Raw genomic sequence first — 26739 nt, 5'->3', positions numbered from 1 at the left:
TTCTGCCCTCTGGCCCGGTGCAAGCCGGGCCTGTAGACGCCCATGTCCAGTCAATATTTACGTATTTTCCAACAGCCGCGTTCAGCCATTTTGCTGATCCTGGGTTTTGCATCCGGGCTACCGCTTGCCCTGACATCCGGCACGTTACAGGCGTGGATGACCGTTGAGAATATCGATCTTAAAACCATCGGTTTCTTCTCTCTGGTAGGCCAGGCTTATGTATTTAAATTTCTCTGGTCCCCGCTGATGGACCGCTACACCCCACCGTTCCTCGGACGTCGGCGCGGTTGGCTGCTCGCTACACAAACTCTATTGTTACTGTCCATTGCGGCGATGGGTTTTCTCGAACCTGGCACCCAATTACGCTGGATGGCAGCTCTGGCGGTGGTGATCGCTTTTTGCTCCGCCTCCCAGGATATCGTCTTTGATGCCTGGAAAACGGATGTGCTTCCAGCGGAAGAACGCGGCGCAGGTGCAGCAATCAGCGTGCTGGGGTATCGCCTGGGGATGCTGGTATCCGGCGGCCTGGCTTTATGGCTGGCGGATAAATGGTTGGGCTGGCAAGGCATGTACTGGTTGATGGCGGCGCTGCTGATCCCCTGTATTATCGCGACACTGCTTGCACCAGAACCAACCGACACCATTCCTGTACCCAAAACGCTGGAACGGGCCGTTGTAGCACCATTGCGTGATTTCTTTGGCCGCAATAACGCATGGCTGATTCTGCTTTTAATCGTACTGTACAAACTGGGCGATGCTTTCGCCATGAGCCTGACAACCACGTTTTTGATTCGCGGTGTCGGATTTGATGCCGGCGAAGTGGGTGTAGTTAACAAAACGCTCGGTCTACTGGCGACCATCGTCGGCGCATTGTTCGGCGGAATTTTAATGCAGCGCCTGTCATTGTTCCGTGCGCTCATGATTTTCGGCCTTTTACAAGGTGCGTCCAACGCCGGTTACTGGCTACTTTCCGTGACTGATAAGCATCTCTACAGCATGGGCGCGGCTGTCTTTTTCGAAAACCTGTGTGGCGGGATGGGAACATCAGCATTTGTGGCGCTATTAATGACCCTGTGTAATAAGTCATTTTCCGCTACCCAGTTCGCCCTGCTCTCGGCGCTTTCTGCTGTAGGACGGGTTTATGTAGGACCAGTAGCAGGTTGGTTTGTTGAAGCTCACGGCTGGCCGACGTTCTATCTGTTCTCTGTTGCCGCCGCCGTACCTGGACTTATTTTGCTGCTGGTTTGCCGCCGCACGCTGGAGTACACATGGGTCAATAACGACTTTATCTCTCGTACCGGGTATCCGGCAGGTTATGCCTTTGCCATGTCGACGCTGGCAACGGGCGTCAGTCTGTTAGCCGTGTGGTTACTGCTATTGACGATGGACGCGCTGGATTTGACCCACTTCTCTTTCCTGCCTGCTCTGCTGGAAGTCGGCGTTTTAATCGCCCTGGGCGGAGTCGTGCTTGGTGGTTTGCTGGATTATCTGGCGCTACGAAAAACACATCTGACGTAATCTGTGAATATTATTTAGCTGTAGTAATCACCCGGCGTAATTATTACGGCTAAATAAACATCAGCATCGCTTAATAATATTTGTTCTTTTGTGCGGCTTAGATTTCTAAAATTATTGACGCCATTTATAGATTCTATTTTTCTTACACGATTCAGCTAATGACACTTTATTTCCCATCACCTGAATTGTCACTTCAATGATAATTATTTGTTAAATAATTGTTTTATTTTGAGATTGGTTATACCAATTGCCCTGCCACCCCCCTTCCGCGCGCCCCTTTCGTTATAACGCCCTTTTGCAACAGCTTCTTAAAACCAGCTTGATATGTTTTGCAACATATGTGACCTGGCAGCCAAATCCAAGTAACAGGAATTTAATCATGTTTACAGTAATGTAACCTTCCCGTAAAATGCCCACACACTTTAAACGCCACCAGATCCCGTGGAATTGAGGTCGTTAAATGAGACTCAGGAAATACAATAAAAGTTTGGGATGGTTGTCATTATTTGCAGGCACTGTATTGCTCAGTGGTTGTAATTCTGCGCTGTTAGATCCCAAAGGACAGATTGGTCTGGAGCAACGTTCACTGATACTGACGGCATTTGGCCTGATGTTGATTGTCGTTATTCCCGCAATCTTGATGGCTGTTGGTTTCGCCTGGAAGTACCGTGCGAGCAATAAAGATGCTAAGTACAGCCCGAACTGGTCACACTCCAATAAAGTGGAAGCTGTGGTCTGGACGGTACCTATCTTAATCATCATCTTCCTTGCGGTACTGACCTGGAAAACTACTCACGCTCTTGAGCCTAGCAAGCCGCTGGCGCATGACGAGAAGCCCATTACCATCGAAGTGGTTTCCATGGACTGGAAATGGTTCTTCATCTACCCGGAACAGGGAATTGCTACCGTGAATGAAATCGCTTTCCCGGCGAACACTCCGGTGTACTTCAAAGTGACCTCCAACTCCGTGATGAACTCCTTCTTCATTCCGCGTCTGGGTAGCCAGATTTATGCCATGGCCGGTATGCAGACTCGCCTGCATCTGATCGCCAACGAACCCGGTACTTATGACGGTATCTCCGCCAGCTACAGCGGTCCGGGCTTCTCAGGCATGAAGTTCAAAGCTATCGCAACGCCGGATCGCGCCGAATTCGACCAGTGGGTCGCAAAAGCGAAACAGTCGCCGAACAGCATGTCTGACATGGCAGCGTTCGAAAAACTGGCCGCGCCTAGCGAATACAACCAGGTGGAATATTTCTCCAACGTGAAACCAGACTTGTTTGCCGATGTGATTAATAAGTTTATGGCTCACGGTAAGAGCATGGACATGACCCAGCCAGAAGGTGAGCACAGCGCACACGAAGGTATGGAAGGCATGGACATGAGCCACGCGGAATCCGCCCATTAAAGGGGTTGAGGAAGAATAAAGATGTTCGGAAAATTATCACTTGATGCAGTCCCGTACCATGAACCTATCGTCATGGTTACGATCGCTGGCATTATTTTGGGAGGTCTGGCGCTCGTTGGCCTGATCACTTACTTCGGTAAGTGGACCTACCTGTGGAAAGAGTGGCTGACCTCCGTCGACCATAAACGCCTCGGTATCATGTATATCATCGTAGCGATTGTGATGTTGCTGCGTGGTTTTGCTGACGCCATTATGATGCGTAGCCAGCAGGCCCTTGCCTCGGCGGGTGAAGCGGGCTTCCTGCCACCTCACCACTACGATCAGATCTTCACCGCGCACGGCGTGATTATGATCTTCTTCGTGGCGATGCCTTTCGTTATCGGTCTGATGAACCTGGTGGTTCCGCTGCAGATCGGCGCGCGTGACGTTGCGTTCCCGTTCCTCAACAACTTAAGCTTCTGGTTTACCGTTGTTGGTGTGATTCTGGTTAACGTTTCTCTCGGCGTGGGCGAATTTGCGCAGACCGGCTGGCTGGCCTATCCACCGCTATCGGGAATAGAGTACAGTCCGGGAGTCGGTGTCGATTACTGGATATGGAGTCTCCAGCTATCCGGTATAGGTACGACGCTAACCGGTATCAACTTCTTCGTTACCATTCTGAAGATGCGTGCACCGGGCATGACCATGTTTAAGATGCCGGTATTTACCTGGGCATCACTGTGCGCAAACATTCTGATTATTGCTTCCTTCCCAATTCTGACGGTTACCGTCGCGTTGTTGACCCTGGATCGCTATCTGGGCACCCATTTCTTTACCAACGATATGGGTGGCAACATGATGATGTACATCAACCTGATTTGGGCTTGGGGCCACCCGGAAGTTTACATCCTGATCCTGCCTGTTTTCGGTGTGTTCTCCGAAATTGCGGCAACCTTCTCGCGTAAACGCCTGTTTGGTTATACCTCGCTGGTATGGGCAACCGTCTGTATCACCGTGCTGTCGTTCATCGTCTGGCTGCACCACTTCTTTACGATGGGTGCGGGCGCGAACGTAAACGCCTTCTTTGGTATCACCACCATGATTATCGCCATCCCGACCGGGGTGAAGATCTTCAACTGGCTGTTCACCATGTATCAGGGCCGCATCGTGTTCCATTCTGCGATGCTGTGGACCATCGGCTTTATCGTCACCTTCTCGGTGGGCGGTATGACTGGTGTGCTGCTGGCAGTACCGGGCGCGGACTTCGTTCTGCATAACAGCCTGTTCCTGATTGCGCACTTCCATAACGTTATCATCGGCGGCGTGGTCTTCGGCTGCTTCGCAGGGATGACCTACTGGTGGCCTAAAGCGTTCGGTTTCAAACTGAACGAAACCTGGGGTAAACGCGCGTTCTGGTTCTGGATCATCGGCTTCTTCGTTGCCTTTATGCCGCTGTATGCGCTGGGCTTCATGGGCATGACTCGTCGCTTGAGCCAGCAGATTGACCCGCAGTTCCACACCATGCTGATGATTGCAGCCAGCGGTGCAGTACTGATTGCGCTGGGTATTCTCTGCCTCGTTATTCAGATGTACGTTTCTATTCGCGACCGCGACCAGAACCGTGACCTGACTGGCGACCCGTGGGGTGGTCGTACGCTGGAGTGGGCAACCTCTTCCCCGCCTCCGTTCTATAACTTTGCCGTTGTGCCGCACGTTCACGAGCGTGATGCATTCTGGGAAATGAAAGAGAAAGGCGAAGCGTATAAAAAGCCTGACCACTATGAAGAAATTCATATGCCGAAAAACAGCGGTGCAGGTATCGTCATTGCAGCTTTCTCCACCATCTTCGGTTTCGCCATGATCTGGCATATCTGGTGGCTGGCGATTGTTGGCTTCGCAGGCATGATCATCACCTGGATCGTGAAAAGCTTCGACGAGGACGTGGATTACTACGTGCCGGTGGCAGAAATCGAAAAACTGGAAAACCAGCATTTCGATGAGATTACTAAGGCAGGGCTGAAAAATGGCAACTGATACTTTGACGCACGCGACTGCCCACGCGCACGAACACGGGCACCACGATGCAGGCGGAACCAAAATCTTCGGATTTTGGATCTACCTGATGAGCGACTGCATTCTGTTCTCTATCTTGTTTGCTACCTATGCCGTTCTGGTGAACGGAACCGCAGGCGGCCCGACAGGTAAGGACATTTTCGAACTGCCGTTCGTTCTGGTTGAAACTTTCTTGCTGTTGTTCAGCTCCATCACCTACGGCATGGCGGCTATCGCCATGTACAAAAACAACAAAAGCCAGGTTATCTCCTGGCTGGCGTTGACCTGGTTGTTTGGTGCCGGATTTATCGGGATGGAAATCTATGAATTCCATCACCTGATTGTTAACGGCATGGGCCCGGATCGCAGCGGCTTCCTGTCAGCGTTCTTTGCGCTGGTCGGCACGCACGGTCTGCACGTCACTTCCGGTCTTATCTGGATGGCGGTGCTGATGGTGCAAATCGCCCGTCGCGGCCTGACCAGCACTAACCGTACCCGCATCATGTGCCTGAGCTTGTTCTGGCACTTCCTGGATGTGGTTTGGATCTGTGTGTTCACTGTTGTTTATCTGATGGGGGCGATGTAATGAGTCATTCTAACGAACATAGCGGCGCATCCCATGGCAGCGTAAAAACCTACATGACAGGCTTTATCCTGTCGGTAATCCTGACGGTGATTCCGTTCTGGATGGTAATGACAGGGGCTGCCTCTCCGGCCGTAATTCTGGGAACAATCCTGGCAATGGCAGTGGTACAGGTTCTGGTGCATCTGGTGTGCTTCCTGCACATGAATACCAAATCAGATGAAGGCTGGAACATGACGGCGTTTGTCTTCACCGTGCTAATCATCGCTATCCTGGTTGTAGGCTCCATCTGGATTATGTGGAACCTCAACTACAACATGATGATGCACTAAGAGCGGCGGTTATGATGTTTAAGCAATACCTGCAAGTAACGAAACCAGGCATCATCTTTGGCAACCTGATCTCGGTGATTGGGGGATTCCTGTTGGCCTCAAAGGGCAGCATTGATTATCCCCTGTTTATCTACACGCTGGTTGGGGTGTCACTGGTTGTGGCGTCGGGTTGTGTGTTTAACAACTACATCGACAGGGATATCGACAGAAAGATGGAAAGGACGAAGAATCGGGTGCTGGTTAAAGGCCTGATCTCTCCTGCTGTCTCGCTGGTGTACGCCACCTTGCTGGGTATTGCTGGCTTTATGCTGCTGTGGTTTGGCGCGAATCCGCTGGCCTGCTGGCTGGGGGTGATGGGCTTCGTGGTTTATGTCGGCGTTTATAGCCTGTACATGAAACGCCACTCAGTCTACGGCACGTTGATTGGTTCGCTCTCCGGCGCTGCGCCGCCGGTGATTGGCTACTGTGCGGTAACCGCCGAGTTCGATAGCGGCGCAGCGATCCTGCTGGCTATCTTCAGCCTATGGCAGATGCCTCACTCCTATGCCATCGCCATTTTCCGCTTTAAGGATTATCAGGCGGCAAACATTCCGGTACTGCCGGTGGTAAAAGGCATTTCGGTGGCGAAGAATCACATCACGCTGTATATCATCGCCTTTGCCGTTGCCACGCTGATGCTCTCTCTTGGCGGTTACGCTGGGTATAAATATCTGGTGGTCGCCGCAGCGGTGAGCGTCTGGTGGTTAGGCATGGCCCTGCGCGGTTATAAAGTTGCTGATGACAGAGTCTGGGCGCGTAAGCTGTTTGGCTTCTCTATCATCGCCATCACTGCCCTCTCGGTGATGATGTCCGTTGATTTTATGGTGCCGGACTCGCATACGCTGCTGGCGTCTGTTTGGTAAATCTTATCGTCATCAAAAAACCCGCTTACTCTGGCGGGTTTTTTATTGCCCCCACTTTTAGCAGATCCACTTCTTTACCCTTTATCGTTGCCGTTGCGGCAATAATGCGAGTCTTCACCTGTGAACACATTTTCGACTCAAAATCGGATCTATAAAGAAGGAGCAATGAATTGCTGCTAAACGAACCAATTATGTAATCAGTAAAGTTAATATTCAGCCGGTTTAAGCCGAAAGGCTCGAAACCAACCGTTTGGATAATTTCTTTACCAGACGGACTCTTGATGTTGTACGTAACACGAAGATTGGCCACTTCGCCTAATTTATTGGTTTCGGCAAAGAGGCTGTCCATACAGGAAAAGCTCTCATCTAAAAAATTATCCCGCATTCCAGAATGGGTAATTGTGATGGCTGGCAACATATCATCGACCGTTTTTCTGTCAATCATGTCTTTTCGACAGGCGGCAAGAAAGTTCTGCGGGCCACCATAAATGTGGACACCCTTATCAAGATATTCCTTCGCTTTCTTACAATCTACCTCAACATACTGACCATTGGCGTACATCATACCCAATCTGGACCATGCTAAATTTATACCGTGCTGCGCGGCCTGATTAAATAACGCATACGCTTTGGCGTAATCCACCCGTATAAGTGTACCGGAATAGTAAATATCTCCCAGTGCCAGCAAAGCATCTCCATGACCTTGCCTGGCGGCTAACTCGAACCATTTAATCGCTTCCTGCACGTTGGGTTTCGTATCATAGCGGGGCTGATAATATTCCCAGCCTAACAGGCTCTGCGCGTCGACATCCCCCGATTCAGCCATTTTATGCAGTGTACTTATAACATCGGGCGCAGGTTTACCATCGTATATGCTGTCATACAATTCATGCGCTTTCTCACTTGCCACCACGCCTGGTGAAACTATCAGCATTAAAGAAAATAATATTCTTTTAGGAAACATAAAATATCCCTTATTTATCTTGCACCTGAATATGCTCTTCTTTTAATAAATCACGTTGTTTTCCATTCAGTATCGCCGTCGCAGCTTTAACAGAATAAGTCAAATCATGAAAATCGCATAAATTACGATTATACATTGGGATGTCTATATAGCTTTTTCTTATATGACTGGAATTATTATACATATCCACACCGAGCGTATTCAAACTAAAAGGAGGGACAGAAAGGGTATATTCTTTACTCATTCCCTCACTCCCCTTTAGCTCAAGCGTCAACTGCAAATTAGTTATACCACTAATTTTATCTGCATTAATTTCAATACTGACATCGCATATTTTTGGTTTTTCATTTGCGTTAAAGCCATAGGTCCCGTAATGTTTTAACGTGAGATAAGGTAAAATATCACCCTGTGTTTCTCGGGTTTTCTGATCTTGATTACAACGGGTTAAATATTCATCCTTATTAAATTTCATTGAATATTTCCCCGCACCTTTTTCGTAATAATCCCATGCCTTATTACAATCAAGCGTTTCACCTAATCCGTTGTAATACATCCAACTTAACCACAACGCGGCTTTTTTTGCCCCTTGCTGTTCAACCTTGTCAAAAAGCACGCTCGCTTTAGAATAATCAACCTCACCGGTCAACCCAGAATAGTAAATATTCCCCAGGGCCACTAATGCTTTTTCGTCATTCTTATTTGCAGCTAATTCGTACCATTTTTTGGCTTCGACAGCATCAATTTTTAAACCAGCACTGCCATTTTCGTAGGCATCGCCCATGGTATACTGCGCCATCGGATAACCTTTTTCTGCCGCAGTGCGAAACCATTGCAGTGCTTTCTTTATGGTGTCTAAAGAACGTCTATCATCAGAAGGTGAAAAATCATCGAGATAAAGATTTCCGACAATATAATCCATTTCGGGGTCGCCTTCCTGCGCCCATAGAGTTGCCAGACGCAGAATTTCCGGTTTACTGAAACCAATTCGCCCCCAAAAAAGCAAATCATTCTCGGGTGCCTGACCGACATAACGACTGACAAATTCAATTAAACTCGCCCGTTTCGTTTTGTCTGTCTCGGCCCCGGATTTCAATTCATAGGCCTGATTAATTATTTTATTCATCAAATCAGGCGGAATATTAAGATCGTCAGTTTTCGACTTACTGGCATACATCTGTGCTCGTGTCACATCCAGGGTTATGCCTTTACCATATTGAAAGAAATAACGTGCATTATAACAACCGTATTCGCCCCCCTGGTTACAGGCTTTCTCATACCACTGAATCGCCTTTGGAATGTCAACAGATACTGTCACTCCGTGTTCATAAACAAATCCCAGTAGCACTAGCGCCTGCGTGTTATTGGTATCAGCTAATTTTTGCAGTTCTTTTAACGCCGTCTGATCTTTATTGACAATACGTTCATACAGTTGATCAATATCTGTTGAAGCATAACAAAAAGAAGCCAGAGATAAACCCAATGATAATAAAATAACTTTACCAGACCACATACATTCCTCCTTGATATATTCAACCACCAAACATCCACCTCATGAATAAATACGCTGCCATAACGGCCCAGGTAATAAGTAAACATTTAAGTTGAAACAGCATAACCAGTGCCTCCAACGTTTCTATTTATTGCGATAAAATAACACCATCCTTTGATAAAAAGTTACACGCCCATCAATAAATCCGAAAATAATGTCATTAGTTGCAGGATAAAATCATTTGAGCTTTTCATTTGTTATATTTAATGCATGATATATTAATGGCAAGAATATGAGAGAAGCTCATACCTGACGTAAAAATCACTCTCTTATGTAATATTTACTCATTAACACTCTGTTTACCTAACATGCGCTCCGCACTACACTATGTGGGCAATTTTTTAAGAGGTGGTAATGAACGATTATAAAATGACGCCAGGTGAGCGGCGCGCGACCTGGGGTTTAGGGACCGTATTTTCATTGCGCATGCTGGGCATGTTTATGGTACTGCCGGTTCTGACTACGTACGGTATGGCACTGCAAGGTGCCAGCGAAGCATTAATCGGTATTGCCATTGGTATTTATGGTCTGACCCAGGCCGTTTTTCAGATTCCGTTTGGCCTGCTTTCCGACCGTATTGGTCGCAAACCATTAATTGTCGGCGGACTGGCAGTGTTTGCTGCCGGTAGCGTTATTGCTGCGCTCTCTGACTCCATCTGGGGAATTATTCTGGGCCGGGCGCTACAAGGCTCCGGCGCCATAGCCGCAGCCGTTATGGCGTTGCTTTCCGATCTCACTCGCGAACAAAACCGCACCAAAGCGATGGCGTTTATTGGCGTGAGCTTCGGCATTACCTTCGCCATTGCGATGGTGCTTGGCCCGATCATTACTCACAAACTTGGGCTGCACGCGCTGTTCTGGATGATCGCTATTCTGGCAACGATCGGCATTGCGTTGACCATTTGGGTTGTACCCAACAGCAGCACGCACGTACTTAATCGTGAGTCCGGGATGGTGAAAGGCAGTTTCAGCAAAGTGCTGGCGGAACCACGGCTGCTGAAACTCAACTTCGGCATTATGTGTCTGCACATGCTGCTGATGTCGACGTTTGTTGCCCTGCCTGGGCAACTGGCTGATGCGGGTTTCCCGGCGGCTGAACACTGGAAGGTCTATCTGGCAACGATGTTAATCGCCTTTGGCTCTGTCGTACCTTTCATTATCTACGCTGAAGTTAAGCGTAAAATGAAACAAGTCTTTGTCTTCTGCGTCGGGCTGATCGTGGTTGCGGAAATCGTGTTGTGGAACGCACAAACGCTGTTCTGGCAACTGGTGGTCGGCGTGCAGCTTTTCTTTGTGGCGTTTAATTTGATGGAAGCCCTTCTGCCTTCGCTTATCAGTAAAGAGTCTCCAGCTGGTTACAAAGGTACGGCGATGGGCGTTTACTCCACCAGCCAGTTTCTTGGCGTGGCGATTGGTGGTTCGCTGGGCGGCTGGATTGACGGCATGTTTGACGGTCAGGGCGTATTTCTCGCTGGCGCAATGCTGGCAGCATTGTGGCTGGCAGTCGCCAGTACCATGAAAGAACCACCGTATGTCAGCAGCTTGCGCATTGAAATCCCGGCGGACATTGCCGCAAACGAGGCGTTAAAAGTGCGTTTGCTGGAAACTGAAGGCGTCAAAGAAGTGTTAATTGCAGAAGAAGAACATTCAGCTTACGTGAAAATCGATAGCAAAGTGACGAATCGCTTTGAGGTTGAACAGGCAATTCGTCAGGCATAAAAAAGGAGGCGAATTGCCTGCTGCGCTACGCTTACCAGGCCTACAAAGTTCCTGAGTTACAAGCCTTTGTAGGCCGAATTAGGCGTTCATGCCGCATTCGGCATGAACAAAACGCACATTGTCGCGATTAATCGCGGAAGTTTTTGAACTGGAACGGCTGACCGAGATCGCCACCGCGTACCATCGCCATGACAGCCTGCAAATCATCACGAGATTTACCCGTTACGCGGATCTCATCGCCCTGAATTTGCGCCTGCACTTTCAGTTTGCTGTCTTTGATCATCTTGACGATTTTCTTCTGGGTCGCGCTCTCAATACCCTGCTTCAGTTTTGCTTCCACAAACCAGGTTTTACCGCTATGAACGATATTTTCCGGTACATCCAGCGAACTGCCTTCAATGCCGCGCTTCAGCAGCTTGGCACGCAGAATATCCAGCAACTGATTGACCTGGAAATCGGACTCGCTCAACACTTTGATGGTTTTGCTGGCGTCGTTCAGCTCAAATGAGGCTTCAACGTTACGGAAGTCAAAACGGGACTCCACTTCGCGGCTCGCGTTATCAACCGCGTTACGTGCTTCCTGAAGATCAACTTCAGAGACAATATCGAAAGATGGCATCTTTTCCTCTCCCTTCATTTTTGATGCGAAGCATAATACCTGCAAAGTTAAATAACCAACAGTCCTGCACCAGGACGTATCCCTTAATTGTGCATAGACGCAACAGCATGCACAATTAAGGGATAGCCTTATTGAACACCCGGAGTGGTTGCGGGTGAGGAGGAACAATGAAAATTACCGTATTGGGATGCGGTGCCTTAGGGCAATTATGGCTTACAGCACTTTGCAAACAGGGTCACGAAGTTCAGGGCTGGCTGCGCGTACCGCAACCTTATTGTAGCGTGAATCTAGTTGAGACTGACGGTTCGATATTTAACGAATCGCTGACCGCTAACGATCCCGATTTTCTGGCCACCAGCGATCTGTTACTGGTGACGCTGAAAGCATGGCAGGTTTCCGATGCCGTCAAAAGCCTCGCGTCCACACTGCCTGTAACCACGCCAATACTGTTAATTCACAACGGCATGGGTACCATCGAAGAGTTGCAAAGCATTGAGCAGCCGTTACTGATGGGCACCACCACCCATGCGGCGCGCCGCGACGGAAATGTCATTATTCATGTGGCAAACGGTATCACGCATATTGGTCCGGCACGGCAACAGGACGGCGATTACAGTTATCTGGCGGATATTTTGCAAACCGTATTACCTGACGTTGCCTGGCATAACAATATTCGCGCCGAACTGTGGCGCAAGCTGGCAGTCAACTGTGTGATTAATCCACTAACCGCCATCTGGAATTGCCCGAACGGTGAATTACGTCATCATCCGCAAGAAATTATGCAGATATGCGAAGAAGTCGCGGCAGTGATTGAACGCGAAGGGCATCATACTTCAGCAGAAGATTTGCGTGATTACGTGATGCAGGTGATTGATGCCACAGCGGAAAATATCTCGTCGATGTTGCAGGATATCCACGCGCTGCGCCACACTGAAATCGACTATATCAATGGTTTTCTCTTACGTCGCGCCCGCGCGCATGGGATTGCCGTACCGGAAAACACCCGCCTGTTTGAAATGGTAAAAAGAAAGGAGAGTGAATATGAGCGCATCGGCACTGGTTTGCCTCGCCCCTGGTAGTGAAGAGACTGAAGCCGTCACCACTATAGATCTGCTGGTTCGCGGCGGGATCAAAGTCACCACTGCCAGCGTCGCCAGCGATGGCAACCTGGCAATTACCTGCTCGCGCGGCGTGAAGCTGCTGGCGGATGCGCCGCTGGTCGAAGTTGCCGATGGCGAATATGACGTGATCGTGCTGCCTGGTGGCATTAAAGGCGCGGAGTGTTTTCGCGACAGCACCCTGCTGGTTGAAACTGTTAAACAGTTCCACCGTTCCGGGCGTATCGTCGCGGCGATTTGCGCCGCGCCAGCCACCGTGCTGGTGCCGCACGATATCTTCCCTATTGGCAATATGACCGGCTTCCCGACGCTGAAAGACAAAATTCCCGCCGAACAATGGCAGGACAAGCGCGTCGTCTGGGATGCACGGGTAAAATTGCTGACCAGCCAGGGGCCGGGTACAGCTATCGACTTTGGTCTGAAAATTATCGACCTGCTGGTTGGGCGTGAAAAAGCCCATGAAGTGGCATCACAACTGGTGATGGCGGCAGGGATTTATAATTATTACGAGTAGAGTCGGATGCGGTAAACGTCGCATCTGACCAGATGCGACATCACAACCACAAATTATGGGCGATATACCTTCACATTGTTAAAGCCCTGCTCGCGCAGATAGAGCGCCTGCAGGCGGCTCATCACCCCGCGCTCACACCACAACAGCCAGGTTTTGTTCTGGTCGAGATCGCCAAATTTGGTGCTCAGTTTATAGAACGGCAGAGAAACCACATCAATCCCTTCGACTTTCAGTGGCTTATCTTCCTGTTCATCGATAGAACGGATATCGAGGATCACGTCGTTCGGACCGAAGCCATTGACGGTTTCCACTTCCACCACTTCCTGCTCGGTCTGCTGGGCGATTTCGCGGATATCAACGTTATTCGCTTCCTCAACCACTTTATCGAGGATGCTGAAGTCGAACTTCTCTTCTTCCGCTTCAATCTTCGATTTAACCGCTTTCACCGTCGGGCTTTTGGAGATCACGCCACAATATTCCGGCATCGTGCGGGCAAAGTCTTCGGTGCCAATCTGGCGAGCCAGGTTGATGATGTGCTCTTTGTCGTAAGAGATCAGCGGACGCAGGATCAGCGTATCGGAGACGTTATCAATCAGGCGCAGGTTGGTCAGCGTCTGGCTGGACACCTGACCCAGTGCTTCGCCGGTGACCAGCGCCTGTACGCCGTAACGTTCAGCCACTTTAGATGCGGCACGCACCATCATACGTTTGAGGATAACGCCCATCTGACCGTCGTCGATTTTCTCGAGAATTTCCCCGACGACCGGTTCGAAATTAATAGCGACAAATCGCACGCGGTGGGAGCTGCCAAAGCGGTTCCACAGATAATGCGCCACCTGGCGAACGCCGATTTCATGCGCCGCGCCGCCGAGGTTAAAGAAGCAGTAATGCACGCGGCAGCCGCGACGCATCAACATATAGCTGGATACACCGGAGTCGAAACCGCCGGAAATGAGCGACAGTACATCTTCCTGGGTGCCGATCGGGAAACCACCAATACCTTCGTAGCGACCTTTGATCAGCAGCAGACGATCGTCTTCCACTTCCAGATGGACAGTCACTTCCGGATTCGTCAGCTTCACGCGCGCGGATTCAATATGCTGATTTAAACCGCCGCCGACGTAACGTTCCACATCAATCGAGCTAAAATCATGCTTACCGCGGCGCTTCACGCGCACGCAGAAGGTTTTGCCTTCCAACTGATCGCGATACTGAACCAACGCTTTCTCAAAAATATCGTGCATGTCAGTAAACGGCACGTCTTCAACTTCGAGAATATGGTGGATACCCGGAATACGGGTCAGGGCGTCGCGAATGGCCAGACGCTGGTTTTCATCTTTCGCGCGAACTTCGATGTTATCCCAGTGGCGGACGACAGCGAGCGTCTCATCATAGTGCTTTAAAACGTTACGAATGTTCCCGGTAAGGATTTTTATAAAGCGCAAGCGCACAGATTGGCTTTTGATGGTGATTTCCGGGAACAATTTAATGATAAACTTCATGGCGGCAATGGTTCGTTGGCAAGTCTTAAGCGACTTGTATAGGGAAAAATACAGCAGCCCACACCTGCGGCTGCATCCAGGCGCGGAAGTATACCACTAACATCGCTTTGCTGCGCACATCACCTTACCATTGCGCGTTATTTGCTATTTGCCCTGAGTCCGTTACCATGACGGGGCGAAAAATATTGAGAGTCAGACATTCATTATGCCGAAGAAAAATGAGGCGCCCGCCAGCTTTGAAAAGGCGCTGAGCGAGCTGGAACAGATTGTAACCCGTCTGGAAAGTGGCGACCTGCCGCTGGAAGAGGCGCTGAACGAGTTCGAACGCGGCGTGCAGCTGGCACGTCAGGGGCAGGCCAAATTACAACAAGCCGAACAGCGCGTACAAATTCTGCTGTCTGACAACGAAGACGCCTCTCTAACCCCTTTTACACCGGACAATGAGTAATGGACTTTCCGCAGCAACTCGAAGCCTACGTTAAGCAGGCCAACCAGGCGCTGAGCCGTTTTATCGCCCCACTGCCCTTTCAGAACACTCCCGTGGTAGAAACCATGCAGTATGGCGCATTATTAGGTGGTAAGCGCCTGCGACCTTTCCTGGTTTATGCCACCGGTCAAATGCTCGGCGTAAGTCTGAATACTCTGGACGCACCCGCCGCCGCCGTAGAGTGTATCCACGCTTACTCATTAATTCATGATGATTTACCGGCAATGGATGATGACGATCTGCGTCGCGGCTTGCCGACCTGTCACGTGAAGTTTGGCGAAGCAAACGCGATTCTCGCTGGCGACGCTTTACAAACGCTGGCGTTCTCGATTTTAAGCGATGCCGATATGCCGGAAGTGTCGGACCGCGACAGAATTTCGATGATTTCAGAACTGGCAAGCGCCAGCGGTATTGCCGGAATGTGCGGTGGTCAGGCATTAGATTTAGATGCGGAAGGCAAACACGTACCTCTGGACGCACTCGAGCGTATTCATCGTCATAAAACCGGCGCATTGATTCGCGCCGCCGTTCGCCTTGGTGCATTAAGCGCCGGAGATAAAGGGCGTCGTGCTCTGCCAGTACTCGACAAGTACGCAGAGAGCATCGGCCTTGCCTTCCAGGTTCAGGATGACATCCTGGATGTGGTGGGAGATACTGCAACGTTGGGAAAACGCCAGGGTGCCGACCAGCAACTTGGTAAAAGTACCTACCCTGCACTTCTGGGTCTTGAGCAAGCCCGGAAGAAAGCCCGGGATCTAATCGACGATGCCCGTCAGTCGCTGAAACAACTGGCTGAACAGTCACTCGATACCTCGGCACTGGAAGCGCTAGCGGACTACATCATCCAGCGTAATAAATAAACAATAAGTATTAATAGGCCCCTGATGAGTTTTGATATTGCCAAATACCCGACCCTGGCACTGGTCGACTCCACCCAGGAGTTACGACTGTTGCCGAAAGAGAGTTTACCGAAACTCTGCGACGAACTGCGCCGCTATTTACTCGACAGCGTGAGCCGTTCCAGCGGGCACTTCGCCTCCGGGCTGGGCACGGTCGAACTGACCGTGGCGCTGCACTACGTCTATAACACTCCGTTTGATCAGTTAATCTGGGATGTGGGGCATCAGGCTTATCCGCATAAAATTTTGACCGGACGCCGCGACAAAATCGGCACTATCCGTCAGAAAGGTGGCCTGCACCCGTTCCCGTGGCGTGGCGAAAGCGAATATGACGTATTAAGCGTCGGGCATTCATCAACCTCCATCAGTGCCGGAATTGGTATTGCGGTTGCTGCCGAGAAAGAAGGCAAAAATCGCCGCACCGTCTGTGTGATTGGCGATGGCGCGATTACCGCAGGCATGGCGTTTGAAGCGATGAACCACGCGGGCGATATCCGTCCCGATATGCTGGTGGTTCTCAACGACAATGAAATGTCGATTTCCGAAAATGTTGGCGCGCTCAACAACCATCTGGCGCAGCTGCTTTCCGGTAAGCTTTACTCTTCGCTGCGCGAAGGCGGGAAAAAAGTTTTCTCTGGCGTGCCGCCCATTAAAGAGCTGCTCAAACGTACCGAAGAACATATTAAAGGCATGGTAGTGCCTGGCACATTGTTTGAAGAGCTGGGCTTTAACTACATCGGCCCGGTTGACGGTCACGATGTGCTGGGGCTTATCACCACACTTAAGAACATGCGCGACCTGAAAGGCCCGCAGTTCCTGCATATCATGACCAAAAAAGGTCGTGGTTATGAACCGGCAGAGAAAGACCCAATCACCTTCCACGCCGTGCCTAAATTTGATCCCTCCAGCGGTTGTCTGCCGAAAAGTAGCGGCGGCCTGCCGAGCTATTCAAAAATATTTGGCGACTGGCTGTGCGAAACGGCAGCGAAAGACAACAAGCTGATGGCGATTACTCCGGCGATGCGTGAAGGTTCCGGCATGGTCGAGTTTTCACGTAAATTCCCGGATCGCTACTTCGACGTGGCGATTGCCGAGCAACACGCAGTGACCTTTGCCGCCGGTCTGGCGATTGGTGGATACAAACCCATTGTCGCGATCTACTCCACCTTCCTGCAACGCGCCTATGATCAGGTGCTGCATGACGTGGCAATTCAAAAGCTACCGGTCCTGTTCGCCATTGACCGCGCGGGCATTGTTGGTGCTGACGGTCAAACTCACCAGGGCGCTTTTGATCTCTCTTACCTGCGCTGCATACCAGAAATGGTCATCATGACCCCGAGCGATGAAAACGAATGTCGCCAGATGCTCTATACCGGCTATCACTATAACGATGGCCCGTCAGCGGTGCGCTACCCGCGCGGCAACGCGGTCGGCGTGGAGCTGACGCCACTGGAAAAACTGCCAATTGGCAAAGGCATTGTGAAGCGTCGTGGCGAGAAACTGGCGATCCTTAACTTTGGTACGCTGATGCCAGAAGCGGCGAAAGTCGCCGAATCGCTGAACGCTACGCTGGTCGATATGCGTTTTGTGAAGCCGCTTGATGAAGCGTTAATTTTGGAAATGGCCGCCAGCCATGAAGCGCTGGTCACCGTAGAAGAAAACGCCATTATGGGCGGCGCAGGCAGCGGCGTGAACGAAGTGCTGATGGCCCATCGTAAACCAGTACCCGTGCTGAACATTGGTCTGCCGGACTTCTTTATTCCGCAAGGAACGCAGGAAGAAATGCGCGCCGAACTCGGCCTCGATGCCGCCGGTATGGAAGCCAAAATCAAGGCCTGGCTGGCATAATCCCTACTCCACTCCTGCTATGCTTAAGAAATTATTCATGGCAGGAGTGGCAGCATGCAATACAACACCTTAGGAAAAACCGACCTTCGCGTTTCCCGACTTTGCCTCGGCTGTATGACCTTTGGCGAGCCAGATCGCGGTAATCACGCATGGACACTGCCGGAAGAGAGCAGCCGTCCCATCATCAAACGCGCGCTGGAAGGCGGCATAAATTTCTTTGATACCGCCAATAGCTATTCCGATGGCTGCAGCGAAGAGATTGTCGGTCGCGCACTGCGGGATTTCGCCCGTCGTGAAGACGTTGTCGTTGCGACCAAAGTGTTCCATCGCGTTGGTGATTTACCGGAAGGATTATCCCGTGCGCAAATATTGCGCTCTATCGACGACAGCCTGCGACGTCTCGGCATGGATTATGTCGATATCCTGCAAATTCATCGCTGGGATTACAACACGCCTATCGAAGAGACGCTGGAAGCCCTGAACGACGTGGTAAAAGCCGGGAAAGCGCGTTATATCGGCGCGTCATCCATGCACGCTTCGCAGTTTGCTCAGGCACTGGAGCTACAAAAACAGCACGGCTGGGCGCAGTTTGTCAGTATGCAGGATCACTACAATCTGATTTATCGTGAAGAAGAGCGCGAGATGCTGCCACTGTGTTATCAGGAGGGGGTGGCGGTCATTCCGTGGAGCCCACTGGCGCGGGGCCGTCTGACACGTCCGTGGGGAGAAACTACCGCACGCCTGGTGTCTGATGAGGTGGGGAAAAATCTCTACAAAGAAAGCGATGAAAATGACGCGCAAATTGCAGAACGCTTAACGGGCGTCAGTGAAGAACTCGGTGCAACACGAGCACAAGTTGCGCTGTCCTGGTTGTTGAGTAAACCGGGCATTGCCGCACCGATTATCGGTACATCGCGGGAAGAACAGCTTGATGAGCTGCTGAACGCGGTGGATATCACGTTGAAGCCGGAACAGATTGCTGAACTGGAAACGCCGTATAAACCGCATCCGGTAGTAGGATTTAAATAGGAATCCAGGCCTGATAAGACGCGACGGCGCACAACCGCCGGATGCGGCGTGAACGCCTTATCCGGCCGACTATAGGATACCAATCGGCCAGTGATGACCGATAAAATACAGGATGCCTGCGGAAATCACCCCGGCGACAATATCGTCGATCATGATCCCCATGCCGCCATGCACATTGCGATCAAACCAGCGGATCGGCCACGGTTTCCACATATCCAGAATACGGAAAATCACAAACCCGGCGGCGACCCACTGCCAGTCATTGGTCGGCAGCGCCATGAGCGTGATCCACATGCCGATAAATTCGTCCCAGACGATACTACCGTGATCGTGCACGCCCATATCTTTCGCGGTCTGATGGCAAAGATAGACGCCGATACAGATCCCCAACATGACTACCAGCGAATAAAGCTGCCAGGGTAAAAAGGTCATCAGATACCAGAACGGAATCGCCGCCAGCGATCCCATCGTGCCAGGAACAATCGGGCTTAATCCACTTCCGAATCCGACAGCAAGCAAATGCCACGGATTACTCATCTTCAGGCGACTTTTCGCGACATCTTTATGGCGTGGCAAAATGGTCATATCCTTTCCAGTCTAACGTGACAGGTTCGCCGTCACGAACAAAACAGAGCCCTTCGATATCGGCGGTCATTTGCCCGATACAGGTAAACGGTACGCCAAGATGTCCCAAAGCGACATCCAGCGCGCCACGGTTCAGTTCCGGCACAGTGAAACACAACTCGTAATCTTCGCCACCAGAGAGCGCCCAGCGCAGCGCCTGTTCCGGTTCAACGTGGCGAGAAAGTGCGTCAGAAAACGGCAGCAATGCCAGGTCAATGCGTGCGCCGCAGTCGCTGGCTTTCACGATATGCCCGAGATCGGAAATCAAACCGTCAGAGAGATCGATGGCTGAATTTGCCAGATCGCGCAATGCCTGCCCCTGTAAAATACGCGGCGACGGACGGAGGTGACGTTTAATCAAGTAGTCCGCATCTTTAGCATCGGCAACCTGCAAACGGTTTTGCAAAATCGCCAGCCCGGCGGCGCTATCGCCCGGCGTACCGGTCACATAAATCCAGTCACCCGGTTTCGCCCCAGAGCGCGTTAAGGCTCGTCCCATCGGAACAAAGCCGTGGATACCCAACGTCATTGATAATGGCCCACGCGTGGTATCGCCGCCAATGAGTTGCATATCGTAATAATTGAGGAGCTCAAACAAACTGTCGCTGAAGGACTCAAGCCACGATTCGTCTACGTCCGGTAAGGTTAATGCCAGCGTCAGCCAGGCCGGATCGGCGCCCATCGCTGCCAGATCGCTTAGGTTTACCACCAGTGCTTTATATGCCAGATCCGCAGGATCGATATCAGGGAGGAAATGGTTGCCCGCCACCAGCGTATCAGTGCTGATCGCCAGAGTCTGTTTCTCGGGGATATTGAGAAGTGCGCAATCGTCGCCAATGCCAAGTTCGACATCAAGACGAGAGCTTCTTACACGGTCAAAATAACGGGCAATCAGGGAGAACTCGCCACATGCCATACGTTATGCCTCAGCAGGTAAAAAAGAAAAGGCCGGCGAGTGCGGAACTGTTTTTCCGTTACTCTGCCGGCCTGGATATCACTTTTTGTTAGGGCGAATCACAGGTGCTGCTTTATCCAGTACGCCATTGACGAACTTATGGCTGTCTTCTGCGCCGAACGATTTCGCCAGTTCGATCGCTTCGTTAATGGCCACTTTGTACGGCACATCGCTACGTTTAGACAGCTCGTACAGCGCAATGCGCAGTACCGCTTTTTCTACCTGGCCCAGCTCTTCCAGCAGGCGAGACAGATATGGCTTCATCAGTCCGTCGAGGTATGCGGTGTTAGTCGCCACCCCGGCCAGCAGCTCACGGAAGTACAGGACGTCAACGTCTTTTACATCCTGTTCAGCCAGGAACTGGTATTCAACATCAGCGATGTCGTTCTGGGACAACTGCCAGGAGTAGAGCGCCTGGACGGCACACTCACGAGCGCGGCGACGAGCAGCAGGTTTCACGGATTTCCCCTTACTAATTTCAGGCCTTGATGGCTTTCAATACATTAATCATTTCAAGCGCGGTCAGTGCAGCTTCTGCACCTTTGTTACCAGCTTTGGTGCCAGCACGTTCGATCGCTTGTTCAATGCTTTCAGTGGTCAGAACCCCAAAAGCAACCGGAATTTCGCTGTCCTGGGCAACATGCGCCAGGCCGTTGCTTGCACCACCAGCGACATATTCAAAGTGGGCAGTGCCACCACGAATAACGGTACCCAGCGCAATCACCGCGTCGTATTTACCGGTTTTAGCCAGTGCACCCGCCGCCAGCGGCAGCTCATAGGCACCAGGCACCCAAACAACGGTAATGTTTTCATCTTTTACCTGACCGATACGTTTCAGTGCGTCAATTGCACCTTCCAGCAGGCTGTCATTGATAAAGTTGTTGAAACGCGCAATGGTGATGGCGACGCGAGCGTCCGGGGTAGCAACGTTAGCTTCAATAATGTTCATTTTCTTCCTTCGGGTTCGAGTATGGCCCCGCAGGGGGGCGGATTTTAGCATAATATTTCGTGCGCTGCTTCCCTTTCGAGCCGGGAGATCATGCACCCACTAAATGCAGGCAAACATCCGGGCCTACATGACGTATCTCTTTGAATTTAAATTGGGGCGCGTCGGCTAATTTCTCAAGCCCCGGCAGCGTACATAATCCGCGGGCGTCGCTGCCTAATAGTTTAGGTGCGATATAGACAATCAGCTCATCGACTAAACCCGCCTGTAGCAATGCGCCAGCGAGCGTTGGCCCCGCTTCCACCCAGATGCTGTTAATCTGCTGTTTACCCAGTTGCATCATCAGTACAACCAGATCCAGATGACCTTTATGCTCTGGAATCAGCAAGGTACGCACCGTTTCCGGCCATTCACGAGAATCTTCCTGCGTACGCGCGAACCAGGTTTCCCCCGGCTGCTGCACAATGCGGTGTTCCGGCGTCACGCGATTTTGGCTATCAATCACAATACGTACCGGCTGACGGAGATTTTGTTGCGGATAGAGCGCCTGAGTTTGTTCATCCAGTTCAGACCAACGCACCGTTAAGGCTGGATCGTCCGCCAGCACCGTGGCGCTGCTGGTTAAAATAGCATGACTTTGCGCGCGCAGACGCTGAACATCGCGTCGAGCCTGAGGTGAAGTGATCCACTGGCTTTCACCGCTGGCCATCGCAGTGCGACCATCTAGCGACGCGCCGAGTTTCAACTGTATATAAGGAAAGCCGGTGCGCATGCGCTTGAGGAAGCCTTTATTCAATTGCTCGGCTTCGCTCATCATCAGGCCGTGGCTGACGTCAATGCCAGCTTGTTGCAAACGGTAAAGTCCACGCCCAGCGACCTGCGGATTAGGGTCCTGCATCGCAGCCACCACGCGCGCCACGCCAGCAGCAATTAATGCGTCACAACACGGCGGCGTACGACCATGATGACTACAAGGTTCGAGTGTCACATACGCCGTTGCGCCTTTGGCTTTTTCACCTGCCATGCGCAACGCGTGTACCTCGGCATGCGGTTCGCCCGCGCGGTGATGGTAACCTTCACCGACAATTTCGCCATCTTTCACAATGACGCAACCGACATTCGGGTTAGGGTGAGTGGTGAAGCGCCCTCGTTGCGCCAGCTTTAGCGCCCGCGCCATGTATAACTCGTCCTGCACGGTTTAATCCTCCAGGCGCGCAATCTCTTCGCCAAATTCTTTGATATCTTCGAAACTGCGATAGACAGAGGCAAAACGGATATAGGCGACTTTGTCGAGCTTTTTCAATTGCTCCATCACCAGATTGCCAATCATTTTGCTCGGCACTTCGCGCTCACCGGTGGCGCGGAGTTGCGATTTAATATGGTTGATCGCCATTTCGACGTCATCGGAACTCACCGGACGTTTTTCCAGCGCCCGCAGCATTCCGCTACGCAATTTTTCTTCATTAAACGGTTCGCGCACGTCGTTGCTTTTCACGACACGCGGCATAACCAGTTCCGCCACTTCAAAAGTAGTGAAACGTTCATTACACACCAGACACTGCCGACGGCGGCGTACGGAAGAACCCTCGCTCACGAGACGAGAGTCAATTACCTTAGTGTCCACGGCGAAACAGAATGGGCAATGCATACGGCGTCCTGACCAGGTGGTTAATAGAAATCTATTTTACCCTGAACTGGCGATACAACAAAGGCGCAACGCTTTTGAGATAAAGGATCGATGCTTTCACGGCTTTAAGCCTCTACCATTAGGATAATTGTGACGAGAAAGGGACTACCTATGAACATTAAAGTATGTTTTCGACTACTCCTGCTGGGAAGCCTGTTCAGCCTGAGCGCCTGTATGCAGCAAAGCGAAGTGCGACAGATGAAACACAGCGTCAGCACGTTGAATAAAGAGATGACTCAGCTCAACAAAGAAACTGTCAAAATCACCCAGCAAAATACGCTGAACGCAAAATCCAGTAGTGGGGTTTACCTGTTACCAGGTGCAAATACACCGGCACGGCTGGAAAGCCAAATTGGCAATTTACGTATGTCGCTGGTGAATATTACGCCAAATGCAGATGGCACCACTCTGACGTTACGGATTCAGGGCGAGTCCAATGATCCTTTACCCGCTTTCAGCGGAACCGTTGAATATGGACAAATTCAGGGAACAACTGACAACTTTCAGGAAGTCAATGTGCAGAATCAATTGATTAACGCACCTGCCAGCGTCCTCGCTCCGAGCGATGTTGATATTCCGTTACAGTTAAAGGGTATTTCTGTGGATCAGTTAGGTTTTGTACGTATACACGACATTCAACCTGTTGTGCAGTAAACGTATCGCGGGGCGTTTTGTGCGTCCCGCAACATCCTCCCCCGTCATTTTGTTACTCCGCTTACATCACCCAGATTGATAGTAAAAGTTTGCAACAAGGGTGAAAGTCAGTACAATCCCCGCCCGAATATGTGTAAACGTGAACGCAATCGATTACGTAAATGATAGAACTGTGAAACGAAACATATTTTTGTGAGCAATGATTTTTATAATAGGCTCCTCTGTATAGGAAATATTTAGAAACGCAATTTGCGCCTTTTTCACTCCCGTAAGGGATTTTCAAACAGTGGCATACATATGAAAAAAACATTACTGGCAGCCGGTGCGGTACTGGCGCTCTCTTCGTCTTTTACTGTCAACGCAGCTGAAAACGATAAACCGCAGTACCTTTCCGACTGGTGGCACCAGAGCGTTAACGTAGTTGGTAGCTATCACACTCGTTTCGGACCGCAGATCCGTAACGATACTTACCTGGAGTATGAAGCATTCGCTAAAAAAGACTGGTTCGATTTCTATGGTTACGCGGATGCGCCGGTATTCTTCGGCGGTAACTCCGATGCCAAAGGTATCTGGAACCACGGTTCTCCGCTGTTTATGGAAATCGAACCGCGTTTCTCCATCGATAAGCTGACCAATACTGACCTTAGCTTCGGTCCGTTCAAAGAGTGGTACTTCGCGAACAACTACATTTACGACATGGGCCGTAACAAAGATGGTCGCCAGAGCACCTGGTATATGGGTCTGGGTACTGACATCGACACTGGCCTGCCGATGAGCCTGTCCATGAACGTGTATGCGAAATACCAGTGGCAGAACTACGGCGCAGCGAACGAAAACGAGTGGGACGGTTACCGTTTCAAAATTAAATACTTTGTGCCGATTACCGATCTGTGGGGCGGTCAGCTGAGCTACATCGGTTTCACCAACTTCGACTGGGGTTCCGATTTGGGTGATGACAGCGGTAACGCAATCAACGGTATTAAGACACGCAGCAATAACTCCATCGCTTCCAGTCATATTCTGGCGCTGAACTACGATCACTGGCACTACTCTGTCGTTGCACGTTACTGGCATGACGGTGGTCAGTGGAACGACGATGCAGAACTGAACTTCGGCAACGGCAACTTCAACGTTCGCTCTACCGGCTGGGGTGGTTACCTGGTGGTAGGTTACAACTTCTGATTATGAAAATGCCGGGATTTATTCCCGGCATTTCAGATTGTCGACAACGTGCGCGTTGTTCATGCCGGATGCGGCGTAAACGCCTTATCTGGTCTACAAAAGCACGCAAATTCAATACATTGCTGAGATTACGTAGGCCTGATAAGCGTAGCGCATCAGGCAATTTTTCGTTTGTCACAAAGCTCAAATAGCGGATTTTGTATCCGGCATTTTTTATCACTTCTTCTTGTTCATCATCGCTTTTAAATCAGCAAACGGGTTGTATTTCGCCTCACCGACATCTTTCTGCGCATCTTCCCCTGCGATAACGGTCGTACCATACTGATCCGCTTCGGTATATTTCGAATGCTCATGATCGTGGCAATAGAGACAAAGTAATTCCCAGTTACTGCCATCTTCCGGGTTATTGGTATGGTCGTGATCAATGTGGTGAACGGTAAGTTCACGCAGGTTGGAATAAACAAACTCGCGGGAACAACGACCGCAGACCCACGGATAGAGTTTTAATGCTTTTTCGCGATAGCCGCTTTCTAACCGCGCATAGTTTTTTGGGATGATAGCCATGAAAAGTTACCTGGATGAAATGTAGGGTTACGCGCAGTTTCCCAAGATGCGGGGATTTTCGCAATCTCCATACATCAAAAAAAATCCCGATCTTTTGACCGGGATTTTCAACATCAACGGGAACTTGATTAAGGCAGAATTGACGGCTGGTCCGCCCCTTCTTTTTCCACTTTCTGCTGCAGCATGTGTTCGCGCTTCATACCCAGTTTCAGGGCCAGCGCCGATGCTACATAGATGGAAGATGCAGTACCGATAGTCACACCGATCAGCATGGTCAGCGAGAAGCCTTCCAGCACCGGGCCACCGAAGAGATACAGCATCAGGATAACCATCAAGGTGGTACCGGATGTGATCAAGGTACGGTGCAGCGTCTGGGTCAAGGACACGTTAAAGATTTCGTAAGGCGTACCGCGACGGATCTTGCGGAAGTTTTCACGAATACGGTCCGATACCACGATACTGTCGTTAAGCGAGTAACCGATAACCGACATCAACGATGCCACAATGGTCAGGTCAATCTCGATATGGAATAACGACAAAATACCCAGCGTAATGATAACGTCGTGCGCCAGCGCGATTACTACCCCTGCAGCCAGTCGCCACTCAAAGCGGAAACCAACGTATACAAGGATAGACAGCAGCGCCGCCATCAGCGCCATCGCGCCGGTTTGCGCAAGGTCTGCCCCTACGCTCGGACCGACGAACTCAATACGCTTCACCGCCGCGTTCTGATTGGTAGCTTCGTTAATCACCTTCAGAACTTTGCTGCCCAGCACCTGACCACCGGTTTCGCCTTCAGCTGGCGGCATGCGGACCATGATGTCGTGGCTGCTACCGAAGTTTTGCAGCATCGGCTCTTCAAAGCCCGCTTTCTGCAATGCATCACGCATTACATCAATTTCAGCCGGTTTTTCGAGCGTAATTTCAATAACCGTACCACCGGTGAAATCCAGCCCCCAGTTAAAGCCGCGCACGCCCATAATGACGATCGCGGCGATTAAAAGTAGACCAGAGATGCCGAAAGCCCAGTAGTCCCAGCGCATAAAGTCGTAGACTTTACGGCCGTGATTTAGTTGTTCAACAGTATATTCCTGTGCCACATCGC

The 26739-nt window shown here is 50.8% G+C and carries 27 protein-coding genes; 15 read left to right on the top strand and 12 right to left on the bottom strand.

Going from position 1 to position 26739, the window contains the following annotated elements; all coding sequences use genetic code 11:
- Window positions 1-42: 42 nt before the first annotated feature.
- From ampG to cyoE, 6 genes are all read left to right on the top strand, one after another.
- Entirely contained in the window at window positions 43-1518 is a 1476-nt protein-coding gene (gene ampG, locus D9736_RS14025; protein WP_130258543.1) for a muropeptide MFS transporter AmpG, read from the top strand.
- 460 nt (window positions 1519-1978) lie between these two features.
- Window positions 1979-2926, top strand: a complete 948-nt coding sequence (gene cyoA / locus D9736_RS14020; RefSeq protein WP_001239440.1) for a cytochrome o ubiquinol oxidase subunit II — start codon at window positions 1979-1981, stop codon at window positions 2924-2926.
- Window positions 2927-2947: 21 nt separating this feature from the next.
- Window positions 2948-4939 (top strand): cytochrome o ubiquinol oxidase subunit I, encoded by a 1992-nt coding sequence (gene cyoB / locus D9736_RS14015; RefSeq protein WP_130258542.1) that lies wholly within the window; start codon window positions 2948-2950, stop codon window positions 4937-4939.
- Window positions 4929-5543, top strand: a complete 615-nt coding sequence (locus D9736_RS14010; RefSeq protein ID WP_000179819.1) for a cytochrome o ubiquinol oxidase subunit III — start codon at window positions 4929-4931, stop codon at window positions 5541-5543. Before cyoB ends, D9736_RS14010 begins: the two co-directional genes overlap by 11 nt.
- Window positions 5543-5872 carry a cytochrome o ubiquinol oxidase subunit IV gene (locus D9736_RS14005; RefSeq protein WP_130206254.1) on the top strand — a complete coding sequence of 110 codons (330 nt, stop codon included), beginning with the start codon at window positions 5543-5545 and terminating at the stop codon, window positions 5870-5872. The genes D9736_RS14010 and D9736_RS14005 overlap by 1 nt, the downstream gene beginning before the upstream one ends.
- An 11-nt stretch (window positions 5873-5883) precedes the next feature.
- Window positions 5884-6774, top strand: coding sequence for a heme o synthase (gene cyoE / locus D9736_RS14000; RefSeq protein ID WP_130258541.1), 891 nt, complete (start codon window positions 5884-5886; stop codon window positions 6772-6774).
- Between the two features lie 25 nt (window positions 6775-6799).
- On the opposite strand, the gene D9736_RS13995 is transcribed toward cyoE, so the two are convergent.
- Window positions 6800-7738, bottom strand: a complete 939-nt coding sequence (locus tag D9736_RS13995) for a tetratricopeptide repeat protein (RefSeq protein ID WP_130258540.1) — start codon at window positions 7736-7738, stop codon at window positions 6800-6802.
- Between the two features lie 10 nt (window positions 7739-7748).
- Window positions 7749-9248: an SEL1-like repeat protein gene (locus D9736_RS13990; protein WP_130258539.1), complete on the bottom strand. Its 1500-nt coding sequence runs from the start codon at window positions 9246-9248 to the stop codon at window positions 7749-7751.
- A gap of 393 nt (window positions 9249-9641) precedes the next feature.
- Between D9736_RS13990 and D9736_RS13985 the strand changes: the two genes are divergently transcribed.
- Window positions 9642-11006 carry an MFS transporter gene (locus tag D9736_RS13985; RefSeq protein ID WP_130258538.1) on the top strand — a complete coding sequence of 455 codons (1365 nt, stop codon included), beginning with the start codon at window positions 9642-9644 and terminating at the stop codon, window positions 11004-11006.
- A 127-nt stretch (window positions 11007-11133) separates the two neighbouring features.
- Here the strand turns inward: D9736_RS13985 and yajQ are convergent, their stop codons facing one another.
- The gene (gene yajQ / locus D9736_RS13980) at window positions 11134-11625 is read right to left on the bottom strand and encodes a nucleotide binding protein YajQ (protein WP_001138904.1); all 492 of its coding nucleotides are present in this window, start codon (window positions 11623-11625) and stop codon (window positions 11134-11136) included.
- Between the two features lie 167 nt (window positions 11626-11792).
- Here yajQ and panE point away from each other — a divergent pair, with 167 nt between their 5' ends.
- Both panE and yajL read left to right on the top strand, forming a co-directional pair.
- Window positions 11793-12704: a 2-dehydropantoate 2-reductase gene (gene panE, locus D9736_RS13975; RefSeq protein ID WP_130206244.1), complete on the top strand. Its 912-nt coding sequence runs from the start codon at window positions 11793-11795 to the stop codon at window positions 12702-12704.
- The gene (yajL, locus tag D9736_RS13970; RefSeq protein ID WP_001276309.1) at window positions 12667-13257 is read left to right on the top strand and encodes a protein deglycase YajL; all 591 of its coding nucleotides are present in this window, start codon (window positions 12667-12669) and stop codon (window positions 13255-13257) included. Before panE ends, yajL begins: the two co-directional genes overlap by 38 nt.
- A 53-nt stretch (window positions 13258-13310) precedes the next feature.
- Here the strand turns inward: yajL and thiI are convergent, their stop codons facing one another.
- Entirely contained in the window at window positions 13311-14759 is a 1449-nt protein-coding gene (gene thiI / locus D9736_RS13965; protein ID WP_000668682.1) for a tRNA uracil 4-sulfurtransferase ThiI, read from the bottom strand.
- 205 nt (window positions 14760-14964) lie between these two features.
- Here thiI and xseB point away from each other — a divergent pair, with 205 nt between their 5' ends.
- From xseB to yajO, 4 genes are read left to right on the top strand one after another with little or no spacing between them, the layout of a single operon-like run.
- The gene (gene xseB, locus D9736_RS13960; RefSeq protein WP_001124935.1) at window positions 14965-15207 is read left to right on the top strand and encodes an exodeoxyribonuclease VII small subunit; all 243 of its coding nucleotides are present in this window, start codon (window positions 14965-14967) and stop codon (window positions 15205-15207) included.
- A complete protein-coding gene (ispA, locus tag D9736_RS13955) occupies window positions 15207-16106 on the top strand; it encodes a (2E,6E)-farnesyl diphosphate synthase (RefSeq protein WP_130215435.1) in 900 nt (299 codons plus the stop codon). Before xseB ends, ispA begins: the two co-directional genes overlap by 1 nt.
- Before the next feature lie 24 nt (window positions 16107-16130).
- On the top strand, window positions 16131-17993 hold the full coding sequence (dxs, locus tag D9736_RS13950) for a 1-deoxy-D-xylulose-5-phosphate synthase (protein WP_000006815.1): 1863 nt from the start codon (window positions 16131-16133) through the stop codon (window positions 17991-17993).
- Between the two features lie 54 nt (window positions 17994-18047).
- On the top strand, window positions 18048-19022 hold the full coding sequence (yajO, locus tag D9736_RS13945; protein ID WP_130258537.1) for a 1-deoxyxylulose-5-phosphate synthase YajO: 975 nt from the start codon (window positions 18048-18050) through the stop codon (window positions 19020-19022).
- Window positions 19023-19091: 69 nt separating this feature from the next.
- Here yajO and pgpA read toward each other — a convergent pair whose 3' ends face one another.
- The 6 genes from pgpA to nrdR all read right to left on the bottom strand — a co-directional run bounded on the left by pgpA (window position 19092) and on the right by nrdR (window position 23195).
- Window positions 19092-19607, bottom strand: a complete 516-nt coding sequence (gene pgpA / locus D9736_RS13940; RefSeq protein ID WP_053883271.1) for a phosphatidylglycerophosphatase A — start codon at window positions 19605-19607, stop codon at window positions 19092-19094.
- Window positions 19585-20562: a thiamine-phosphate kinase gene (thiL, locus tag D9736_RS13935; protein ID WP_130215430.1), complete on the bottom strand. Its 978-nt coding sequence runs from the start codon at window positions 20560-20562 to the stop codon at window positions 19585-19587. Before thiL ends, pgpA begins: the two co-directional genes overlap by 23 nt.
- Window positions 20563-20640: 78 nt before the next feature.
- The gene (nusB, locus tag D9736_RS13930) at window positions 20641-21060 is read right to left on the bottom strand and encodes a transcription antitermination factor NusB (RefSeq protein ID WP_000801125.1); all 420 of its coding nucleotides are present in this window, start codon (window positions 21058-21060) and stop codon (window positions 20641-20643) included.
- A 19-nt stretch (window positions 21061-21079) separates the two neighbouring features.
- Window positions 21080-21550, bottom strand: coding sequence for a 6,7-dimethyl-8-ribityllumazine synthase (gene ribE, locus D9736_RS13925; protein ID WP_001021161.1), 471 nt, complete (start codon window positions 21548-21550; stop codon window positions 21080-21082).
- Between the two features lie 88 nt (window positions 21551-21638).
- Window positions 21639-22742 carry a bifunctional diaminohydroxyphosphoribosylaminopyrimidine deaminase/5-amino-6-(5-phosphoribosylamino)uracil reductase RibD gene (gene ribD, locus D9736_RS13920; protein ID WP_130258536.1) on the bottom strand — a complete coding sequence of 368 codons (1104 nt, stop codon included), beginning with the start codon at window positions 22740-22742 and terminating at the stop codon, window positions 21639-21641.
- A gap of 3 nt (window positions 22743-22745) precedes the next feature.
- Entirely contained in the window at window positions 22746-23195 is a 450-nt protein-coding gene (gene nrdR, locus D9736_RS13915) for a transcriptional regulator NrdR (protein ID WP_064527125.1), read from the bottom strand.
- A 150-nt stretch (window positions 23196-23345) separates the two neighbouring features.
- On the opposite strand from nrdR, the gene D9736_RS13910 reads away from it, so the two are divergent.
- Entirely contained in the window at window positions 23346-23888 is a 543-nt protein-coding gene (locus D9736_RS13910; protein ID WP_130223243.1) for a DUF3251 domain-containing protein, read from the top strand.
- Window positions 23889-24185: 297 nt separating this feature from the next.
- Window positions 24186-25070 (top strand): nucleoside-specific channel-forming protein Tsx, encoded by an 885-nt coding sequence (tsx, locus tag D9736_RS13905; protein ID WP_116836751.1) that lies wholly within the window; start codon window positions 24186-24188, stop codon window positions 25068-25070.
- Window positions 25071-25286: 216 nt separating this feature from the next.
- Here tsx and yajD read toward each other — a convergent pair whose 3' ends face one another.
- Together yajD and secF are read right to left on the bottom strand one after the other, a co-directional pair.
- A complete protein-coding gene (gene yajD, locus D9736_RS13900; protein WP_000974823.1) occupies window positions 25287-25634 on the bottom strand; it encodes an HNH nuclease YajD in 348 nt (115 codons plus the stop codon).
- 128 nt (window positions 25635-25762) lie between these two features.
- Window positions 25763-26734 carry a protein translocase subunit SecF gene (gene secF, locus D9736_RS13895; protein WP_130206230.1) on the bottom strand — a complete coding sequence of 324 codons (972 nt, stop codon included), beginning with the start codon at window positions 26732-26734 and terminating at the stop codon, window positions 25763-25765.
- Window positions 26735-26739 lie beyond the last annotated feature (5 nt).

It is taken from the genome of Escherichia sp. E10V10, from assembly GCF_004211985.1.
GTDB lineage: Bacteria > Pseudomonadota > Gammaproteobacteria > Enterobacterales > Enterobacteriaceae > Escherichia.
Note: the sequence above shows the minus strand (reverse complement) of the source record. Positions and strands in the feature narration are given on the sequence as shown.